Genomic DNA, 254 nt, shown 5'->3' with positions numbered 1-254 from the left:
GTTCATTGTTCAGAACTTCTTCCGGAGTTCCCGATGCAATTAGGTGCCCTTGGCTCACGATATAGGCTTTTTCACATACGTCCAGTGTTTCACGTACGTTATGGTCTGTGATTAATACACCAAGGCCACGATCGCGTAGGTGCTCGATGATTTTCTTGATGTCATTAACCGAAATAGGGTCGACACCTGCGAAAGGTTCATCCAACAAAATGAATTGTGGGTTTGCCGCAAGAGCTCGAGCGATTTCGACTCGG

The 254-nt window shown here is 46.9% G+C and carries 1 pseudogene; it reads right to left on the bottom strand.

From position 1 onward, the window contains the following. Positions 1–254, bottom strand: a pseudogene (locus R7P35_RS25305) (lipopolysaccharide ABC transporter ATP-binding protein); the annotation flags it as partial.

The organism is Vibrio sp. Vb0304 (genome assembly GCF_033338995.1).
GTDB lineage: Bacteria > Pseudomonadota > Gammaproteobacteria > Enterobacterales > Vibrionaceae > Vibrio > Vibrio alginolyticus.
The sequence above is the reverse complement of the archived record's forward strand: the minus strand, read 5'-3'. Positions and strand labels throughout refer to the sequence as shown.